The sequence below is a fragment of the Paenibacillus jepli genome, assembly GCF_047238105.1.
GTDB lineage: Bacteria > Bacillota > Bacilli > Paenibacillales > Paenibacillaceae > Paenibacillus_D.
The window spans coordinates 7272102-7279940 of the sequence record NZ_JBDFMD010000001.1 but is presented as its reverse complement, the minus strand read 5'-3'; the positions used below and the strand labels follow the sequence as shown (position 1 = coordinate 7279940).

Genomic DNA, 7839 nt, shown 5'->3' with positions numbered 1-7839 from the left:
TGAATGATAGGCCGAATCTCTTTAGCGATACGTTCAGCTTCTTCAATGGACGAGGCTTTCCCTAACGCAATTAGTGCGCCTATTGAGACGGCACCTGTTCGGCCCTTTCCACCCCCACAATGAAATGCGACCTTCTGGCCTTCCCGATAAGCCGTCACAACCTGATTAATGGCCTCTTGAAACAAGTCTTCTTGCGGTGTTTCCGAGTTGTCTCCAATTCCAACCTTGATCCATGTCGCATCCGTTTCCGGGTAGGCGCATTCGGTTGCTTCTTCACGAAGATCGACAATAACTTCACACTTTTCATCCAAAACCATATCTTTAACGTCGGCCGCGCCACCCATGAAAATCCGATCCTCTATTAGTGCATGATACGTCTTCATCGTAAATACTCCTTTACTTCTTCTGAAATGATGTGAATTCAACCAATACAGGGGCCGCAGGGGGAGCGCAACAAAGGGACAGGTCCCGAGGATCCCCTGCAGACTCAAACTCAGAATCCTCTTTGGTGTAAAAGATCTCCACGCGTTTCCATCAGGATCATAGACCCACACTTTGTCTTGAACAGCATAACAACACGTTGTGTTCATCTCATCAATAGTCAATAGTTCCGATTGCCGGAGACGTTCTCCCATCGCGAGAACATCTTCGGTAGTATTCACTTGGAAACCCAGGTGGTTTAATACACCATTTTTCTCAAACGGTCGGACATTCAAAGAGAAATGTAAAGCTGGTTCATCCAATTCAAATTTGGCATAGTTATCTTTGATCTTTACAGGTTCTACCCCAAAGAAGTTTCGATAGAAGGTTAGCGACTTTTCCAGATCCGTACAATTCACAGCCACATGCATGCGTTGAATCATAACCGTGTTTCCTCCCTTGTTTAGAGTGTTATACTCCAGTCATGTACACGATTGCCCTCCAGAAATTTCTCGACATCCAGCGCAGCCATACAGCCCGATCCGGCTGCGGTGATCGCTTGGCGATACGTCTGATCCTGGACGTCGCCACAAGCAAATACACCGGCTATATTCGTTTCTGTCGTCCCTGGCTTAACGAGGATGTATCCTGTTTCATCTGTCTGTAGCTCATCACCCAGGAAGCCTGTGTTCGGGGTATGGCCAATCGCAACGAATATGCCGTCCGTTTGAATGACTTTCTCTTCACCGGTAGTGGCATCCTGTCCTTTTAAACCAACCACGCCGTGTTCGCCAGCGAGCACTTCGACTGGGATGGTGTTTAATGCCCACTCAATTTTCAGGTTTGGCTCGTGCGCGATCTTGCATAATCTTTGAAGCGCGCATCTCATTTCGACGGTGGACGACGGTTACCTTAGCGGCAAACTTTGTTAGAAAGTTGGCTTCCTCCATGGCAGAGTCACCACCGCCAATGACAACAATCTCTTTCCCTCTAAAGAAGAAACCGTCGCAGGTTGCGCATGTGCTAACGCCGCGGCCAATATTTTCTTTCTCTCCCGGAATGCCAAGGAGTTTTGCTGAAGCACCGGTGGAGATGATTAACGATTCTGTTTGCAAATCACCCATGCCGTCTACCGAGAGGGTAAACGGTCGATTCGTAAAGTCAACGCTGGTCACCCATCCCCGATGAAACTCAGCACCGAATCGTTCCGCTTGTTTCCGCATATTATTCATAAGTTCTGGCCCCCGTCATCGGACATTTATCGTTTGCATCGCCACAAAGCGTAATGACGACGTCTGCTTTATTCAAAATCTCTGGATCAATCACATCCGAGGTTTGTTGGCTTATATCGATGCCCTTCTCTGCCATGGCTTTAACCGCCTTGGGGTTTAATCCATGTGCTTCGATACCTGCGCTATAAACGTCATATTCTTCGCCGAGGTGTTGATGTCCAAAACCTTCTGCCATCTGACTGCGATGTGAACGTCTCCTCTTGAATCGAATTTAGTTGATGATCCAAAGCCATAACGACAAGGCGGTCAAAGTAATGAACAATGTTGGCACGGTTAAGATGATGCCAACTCTAAAGTAATATCCCCATGTTATTTTCACACCTTTACGCGAGAGCACATGCAGCCATAACAAGGTAGCTAATGAACCGATAGGGGTGATTTTAGGTCCAAGATCCGAGCCAATGACATTGGCGTAAATCAAGGCTTCCCGAATGATTCCCTCTGTTCCTGTCCCTTGGATGGCAAGCGCATTGATCATCACGGTCGGCATGTTGTTCATGAAGGAAGAGAGCACGGCGGCAATAAAGCCCATGCCGATCGTAGTCACATACAAGCCTTGGTCGGCGACTTGTTCAATGATCTGACCTAACTGATCGGTGAGACCTACATTGCGCAAACCATAAACAACGACGTACATACCGATGGAGAAAACAACGACAGACCATGGCGCGTCTTTGATGATCTTTGTTGTGGCCACCGCTTTGCTCCCACGAGCTGCGATAATAAAAAGTATCGCGACGACCATGGCAACGATCGAGACGGGGACATGAATAAATTCACTGACGAGATAGGCAACCAATAACACAGCCAAAATGATCCAGGATAAGCGAAAGAGTTGGTGATCTTTAATCGCTTCCCGAGGGGCTCGTAAATGCTTCACATCATAGTTTTTCGGAATGCTTTTTCGGAAGAAAAGATACAAGACGATAATACTAGCCGCTATAGAGAAAAGATTCGGTACAAACATGCGCGTGGCATACTGTACAAAACCGATGCCAAAATAGTCGGCAGAGACAATATTGACCAGGTTACTGACGATGAGCGGCAATGATGCCGTGTCAGCGATAAAACCGCTGGCCATAATAAATGGTAAGATCATCCGCTCATCGAACTTCAGCGCCCTTACCATCGATAATACGATCGGCGTTAGGATAAGAGCTGCACCGTCGTTCGCAAAGAAAGCAGCAACCAATGCGCCAAGCAGAACGACATAAACAAACATTAAGGTGCCATTGCCTCGGGCTAGCCTGGCCATATGTAGGGCAGACCATTCAAAAAAACCAATTTCGTCGAGAATGAGTGAGATGAGAATGATGGCTACAAAGGCCAGTGTCGCATTCCACACAATCAATGTCACATCCTGGACATCACTGAAACTAACGACACCAAAGAGCAGTGCAAGCACGGCACCGCCTGCAGCAGACCAGCCGATGTTCAATCCTTTCGGCTGCCAGATGACGAAAATTAACGTCACAACAAATAATACCGACGCTATGATTAACATAATTCCTCCTTAACAGCTAACAGCTTTCTGACTGAAATTGCATGGCTTGGTGTTTCATCGATGGGACGTCATTTAAAATGTCGGATATATAAGGTTTGTTATCACGGTTTATGGCATAGTAAATCCACTGGCCTCGCCGTTTTTCGCGGACCAGATTGCCGGTTTTTAACTTACGTAAATGCTGGCTAATATTAGGTTGTGTGGACTCTAGTGCAGCTGCAATGTCACAAACGCACATTTCTTTTTCTTTGAGTAGCGCTAGTATCATTAATCGCGTTTTGTCAGATAGCAGCTTCAGTTCTTCAGCCACAGCAGCATAACTAAGCATGGTTACTCCCCTCCTATCCCCTTTATCGCTTCTGATTTCACCTTTATTATACTCATATAATTATATAAGTAAAGGTTTATATATAAATCAGAGATATACGATTTTTAAACGGCATGGAGTCATGAAGAAAAGGCTTAAAAGATAATTAACTTGTCATTCATATAATAACATGTTTATATATTGATATAAAGATTTTCTAGAAAGGCGGTCTGAAACATCATGCTAAAGGTGCTCTTGGTTGAAGGTGATTTGTACTTCTCCTCCTTCGTTCAACAAGGGTTAGAACGTGAAGGCCATTATGATGTTGAGGTTGCTAAAACGGTTGAGGACTCCTTTCAAAAGGTGATTGAAAACAAGTATGATCTTATCATTTTGGATATAACGATTGGCGGAGGGAGAATGGGTCTTGATATGCTAAGGTCTCTTCGTTATCGAAGCTTGATGGTCCCTGTTTTAATCCTTTCCATGTATGACCGGGAACCGGAGGTAATCGAGGGGCTTATTGCGGGAGCAAATGATTATTTAGCGAAGCCTTTTAGCGTGACGGAGTTGCTCGGAAAGATCTCGAACCTCAACACAAGATCCGCTTATGCTAAGAAACCTAATTGGTCATCTAAAGGTGGATTAACCAGTGGGGTAGTTATTCATCCCCAGTTGCCTGCGATTGAAATCAAAGGGGTCACTGCCCCCCTGCCACCGATCGAATACGAACTGTTCATAAACCTCGCGAAGCAACCGGGAATCATCTTATCCAAGGAGCATTTACTACATAGTGTTTGGGGAAGTAATTTTATGGACGGGAACAGAACCTTAGAGATTCATATAAACTCGTTAAGGCGTCGCCTAGCTCGCTTTCAGGAAGCCATTCGTATTGAATCGTTTCGCGGCGGCTATCGCTATTTGTGCTCTGGGCCGTGGTGTCAAATAAGACACAGGAGCAATTAAATTAGTCGCATACAGTTGTAGCGAGTTGTTGATCCAGCCACTCCAGCTTTTCGGCTTGCGAAGGAATGCTTTCAAGTACGTCCTTCACGTAAGGTTTATCTTCAAGGCTTAAGGAGTAATACACCCATTTGCCTCTCCGATATTCGTTTACAAGTCCGCCAGCCTTCATTTTCCTCAAATGCTGGCTTATGCTAGGCTGTGACATTTGCATAATATCGACAAGATTGCAGACGCAAAGCTCTCTTTCCTTCAATAAGCCCAGAATGGTTAATCTTGATTTATCGCCAAGGAGTTTGAATGTCTCAGCCATGGTATCCAATGAATCCATCCGGATCACCTCCATGTAACACATAATTATTTAATTATAATATAATGTGTCCGGAAAATCTAATAACCTTATATTCTTAATTCAGGATTAGATCAGTTGTGACAAGAGCTTGTTTGCTAAAACTAAACCCCATACTAGGCGTGGGGTTTAAAAGAAAAATATAGACCAATGACGAATCGAGATCCCCGGATAGGATTCTTGGTTGCTATTACAGGCTAGCGTTTCGATTGATCATCAGTTAACCATTCCGGCAAAAGAAGTTTAGCAGGATCGCGTCCCATCTCGATTAGTTTTGCGCGCCTTTCTGCTTCTACTTTCTTTACAAAATCGTAATTTCCATCAATCGAATAAACTTGACGATACGATCTTTCTATTTGCATAATATTCAAACTGTGTACACTCTCTAAATTAGAAATTCGAATTCTTTTATTTTTTAATAGGCGTTTATCTCGGTGTTGTTTCTCACCTTGTTTCTTTTTAAAAAACATCAATACAATCTCTGGAGTAAGAGGAAACGAGACCTCATCACTAAGATCCCATATACGTAATGAGTTATTTTTCTCAGCTAGACTATCCATGCTCTCTCTTTGAGCCACCGGATGGTCTGAAGTATAAAACTTTTCATCTGTATCATTTATCCCTATTACCCAATAGTATTCTTCAAGCAAGCGCTTTTTCAGTTGTTCTACATAATAATGGTTATGTACTAACACACCTAAGTGCTCTATTTGGGAATTAAGGCCAAATGTAATTGGCTCATATAATTCTACACCTGTACCTGCACGTATATACTCTTCTCGAAATTTACGAGTTCGTATATGTTGGTAAGCAACATACTTTGCTAATACTTGTTTATGATGTAGCTTCAAAGTAAAATGCTCGATTGTATGGATTTGGCGAATTAAATCTAAAAGGAATAGACTGATTAAACCCTCATATTCCGGGTTAACTTTCTTTTCAATAAATTGACCTTTATCTTCGCTAATTAAATTGAAATCGTAAAAAAATCTCTCACTGCCTATAGTTTTAATATTTCCTTTGTAAATTTTAAGATTAAATTTATCGAAAACATAGAGTGAATTATCATTGTGACAAAAAAAACGCAAGTACAATTTTGGTACCATATGCTGATGTTTAACGATTTCTTCTCCACTCATTTCATACATCCTTATCGTCCAATTAATTTACTTGTCAATAAAAAATTCGAGAATAATGATGGTTTCCCTGCTAAGAATTATTCAAATCTTTTTCTTTTTTGTAAAGGGTCCAGATCAATCATCATTTACAGTCTACTGTGTGAAAGACCATATTCTATTTGTACTCGTGTTCAAGGATGCTTGAACTCATTACAAATAAAGAAAGCAAAACAACAAGGGAAAATCCTTTGTGTTTTGCTTTCTTTATTTAAAATGGTTTGGTGTTTCTTATACTAATCAAATATTTCTTTATATATGTTGAGCATTTTCTTGATATTCTTTGTGTCTTGCTTCATAAGTTGAGAAACAAAAATCTGGATCAACTTATTTTGTTCGGTGTGATTTTCGATCGGAATCTCACTAAAGTCAAAAAACTCAGGGACAGTTATTTCTAAGGCGTGGATTAGCTTTTCAAGGGTCTCAATCGAGATATTGCGGTCTCCTCTTTCAACTCCGCCTATGTATGAACTTTGCAACTGAGCACGCTCACCAAGTTGTTCCTGAGTCAATCCTTGCGTTTTTCTTAATTCACGTATACGAGCTCCAATAAGCTCAGCTAAATTTGCCACGCCTACCACCACCTTCATTAAGCGTAAGCAGTTAGGTTGCGCAGCGACAGATCACCATACTATAAATACCATTGAAAAAGAAACTTATAAGTTCTATAGTAGAGGTATTAAACTTACAACATGGAGTGACACATCATGGAGACTTCGTTACCTCAGCAATTTGTGATCGAGAATGTAATCCAAAGCAAAATGCGCGGTAAAGTGATTTACCAAAGTAACGTGCCTGCGACGATCGCATTAAACTTGACCTTTGTTAAACCATATGATGATGTATCGGGTAAAGGATATCAAAGACCAGTAGATCCCAAGCGTTGTCATGATTTTGCCCTTTATTTATCAAAAGGTGACGATGCCTTGTTTACACCTGTATTGTTAAATGCCTGTAGCAATTGGGAATTCACCTCCTACGATAGACAACGTCCCAACTTTGGCCGTTTATTTTGTAAAGGTAAAGCATCATTGATGGATGGACAGCATCGACTTGGAGGAATAAAGAGATATATACAAGAGACCAATGCAGAAATAATGGTTCCATTTTTAGCGTTCCATGCCCTGGATGAGGATGAGGAAATTCAATTATTTGATACTATAAATACGAAAGCTAAGGGGATCGGGTCTTCGCTTAGCAAATACCTTAGACGCGATAAGGACGAGCTTAGTTGGGTTGCTACTGAAATGCTTGTGCGTAGAGAAAGTCCTTTCTATAATATTGGCAGCATTATAGGAAGACGAGTAAAAGGCAGACATATAACACTGCAAAATCTCTATAGAACGCTACATTTTCTTTTTAAAAAGGATGAAATGGCTTTACTGGCCAAGGAAGAAAAACTAAATATCGCTTTGCATTACTACAATTCTCTAAAAGAAACGTTCTCCTACGAATGGTTAGATTATAGTGGCCATCGTATCACACATATCGTTTGTTTAGATGCCCTCTCAATAGCTGCAGGGATGATACTTGAACAGTTTTTTTCACTAGAGAAAAAGAGAAAAGACTACAATGGCTTATCTAAAGCTGTACAAAATTTAAAGAGCGTGGATTGGTCCAGTAATGGACATCTTCGTTATTTGAAAGGACTGTCTGGTTCAAGGTCTCTTGCCACTGAGCTAGCATCAATAATGGGTAAATAACAAGTAAAAACCTGTACAATGTAGGTACAGGTCATGAAAGAAGTTTTAAATTAGTCATTCTCCAATTGACTATCTTGCACCAACATAATTGTTTAATCTGGCTACAGTTGTGATAGGGTAAATCAG

The 7839-nt window shown here is 41.8% G+C and carries 8 protein-coding genes and 3 pseudogenes; 2 read left to right on the top strand and 9 right to left on the bottom strand.

Going from position 1 to position 7839, the window contains the following annotated elements; all coding sequences use genetic code 11:
• The 6 genes and pseudogenes from ABC336_RS31320 to ABC336_RS31295 all read right to left on the bottom strand — a co-directional run.
• On the bottom strand, window positions 1-383 hold a 383-nt coding region (locus ABC336_RS31320; protein ID WP_413242398.1), incomplete at its 3' end, for a protein-tyrosine phosphatase family protein.
• Between the two features lie 13 nt (window positions 384-396).
• Window positions 397-860: pseudogene (locus tag ABC336_RS31315) on the bottom strand (ArsI/CadI family heavy metal resistance metalloenzyme).
• Between the two features lie 23 nt (window positions 861-883).
• Window positions 884-1664, bottom strand: a pseudogene (locus tag ABC336_RS31310) (NAD(P)/FAD-dependent oxidoreductase); the annotation flags it as partial.
• Window position 1665: 1 nt separating this feature from the next.
• Window positions 1666-1887, bottom strand: a pseudogene (locus tag ABC336_RS31305) (arsenate reductase/protein-tyrosine-phosphatase family protein); the annotation flags it as partial.
• A 36-nt stretch (window positions 1888-1923) separates the two neighbouring features.
• Window positions 1924-3216, bottom strand: coding sequence for an arsenic transporter (locus ABC336_RS31300; RefSeq protein ID WP_413236700.1), 1293 nt, complete (start codon window positions 3214-3216; stop codon window positions 1924-1926).
• A 16-nt stretch (window positions 3217-3232) separates the two neighbouring features.
• Window positions 3233-3544 (bottom strand): ArsR/SmtB family transcription factor, encoded by a 312-nt coding sequence (locus ABC336_RS31295; protein WP_413236699.1) that lies wholly within the window; start codon window positions 3542-3544, stop codon window positions 3233-3235.
• A 219-nt stretch (window positions 3545-3763) separates the two neighbouring features.
• Here ABC336_RS31295 and ABC336_RS31290 point away from each other — a divergent pair, with 219 nt between their 5' ends.
• Complete coding sequence (locus tag ABC336_RS31290; protein WP_413236698.1) at window positions 3764-4489, top strand: response regulator transcription factor; 726 nt, start codon at window positions 3764-3766, stop codon at window positions 4487-4489.
• Window position 4490: 1 nt separating this feature from the next.
• Here ABC336_RS31290 and ABC336_RS31285 read toward each other — a convergent pair whose 3' ends face one another.
• The 3 genes from ABC336_RS31285 to ABC336_RS31275 all read right to left on the bottom strand — a co-directional run bounded on the left by ABC336_RS31285 (window position 4491) and on the right by ABC336_RS31275 (window position 6582).
• The gene (locus tag ABC336_RS31285; protein ID WP_413236697.1) at window positions 4491-4817 is read right to left on the bottom strand and encodes an ArsR/SmtB family transcription factor; all 327 of its coding nucleotides are present in this window, start codon (window positions 4815-4817) and stop codon (window positions 4491-4493) included.
• 215 nt (window positions 4818-5032) lie between these two features.
• The gene (locus ABC336_RS31280; RefSeq protein WP_413242397.1) at window positions 5033-5974 is read right to left on the bottom strand and encodes a DUF4238 domain-containing protein; all 942 of its coding nucleotides are present in this window, start codon (window positions 5972-5974) and stop codon (window positions 5033-5035) included.
• Window positions 5975-6246: 272 nt separating this feature from the next.
• On the bottom strand, window positions 6247-6582 hold the full coding sequence (locus tag ABC336_RS31275; RefSeq protein ID WP_413242396.1) for a helix-turn-helix domain-containing protein: 336 nt from the start codon (window positions 6580-6582) through the stop codon (window positions 6247-6249).
• A gap of 135 nt (window positions 6583-6717) precedes the next feature.
• Here ABC336_RS31275 and ABC336_RS31270 point away from each other — a divergent pair, with 135 nt between their 5' ends.
• Window positions 6718-7713: a DGQHR domain-containing protein gene (locus ABC336_RS31270; RefSeq protein ID WP_413242395.1), complete on the top strand. Its 996-nt coding sequence runs from the start codon at window positions 6718-6720 to the stop codon at window positions 7711-7713.
• Window positions 7714-7839: the final 126 nt, after the last annotated feature.

Bases quoted from the DNA above. Each gene is read 5' to 3' on its own strand.
- ABC336_RS31300 (WP_413236700.1), bottom strand. From the start codon at position 3,216: ATGTTAATCATAGCGTCGGTATTATTTGTTGTGACGTTAATTTTCGTC.
- ABC336_RS31285 (WP_413236697.1), bottom strand. From the start codon at position 4,817: ATGGATTCATTGGATACCATGGCTGAGACATTCAAACTCCTTGGCGAT.
- ABC336_RS31280 (WP_413242397.1), bottom strand. From the start codon at position 5,974: ATGAGTGGAGAAGAAATCGTTAAACATCAGCATATGGTACCAAAATTG.
- ABC336_RS31270 (WP_413242395.1), top strand. From the start codon at position 6,718: ATGGAGACTTCGTTACCTCAGCAATTTGTGATCGAGAATGTAATCCAA.
- ABC336_RS31290 (WP_413236698.1), top strand. From the start codon at position 3,764: ATGCTAAAGGTGCTCTTGGTTGAAGGTGATTTGTACTTCTCCTCCTTC.
- ABC336_RS31295 (WP_413236699.1), bottom strand. From the start codon at position 3,544: ATGCTTAGTTATGCTGCTGTGGCTGAAGAACTGAAGCTGCTATCTGAC.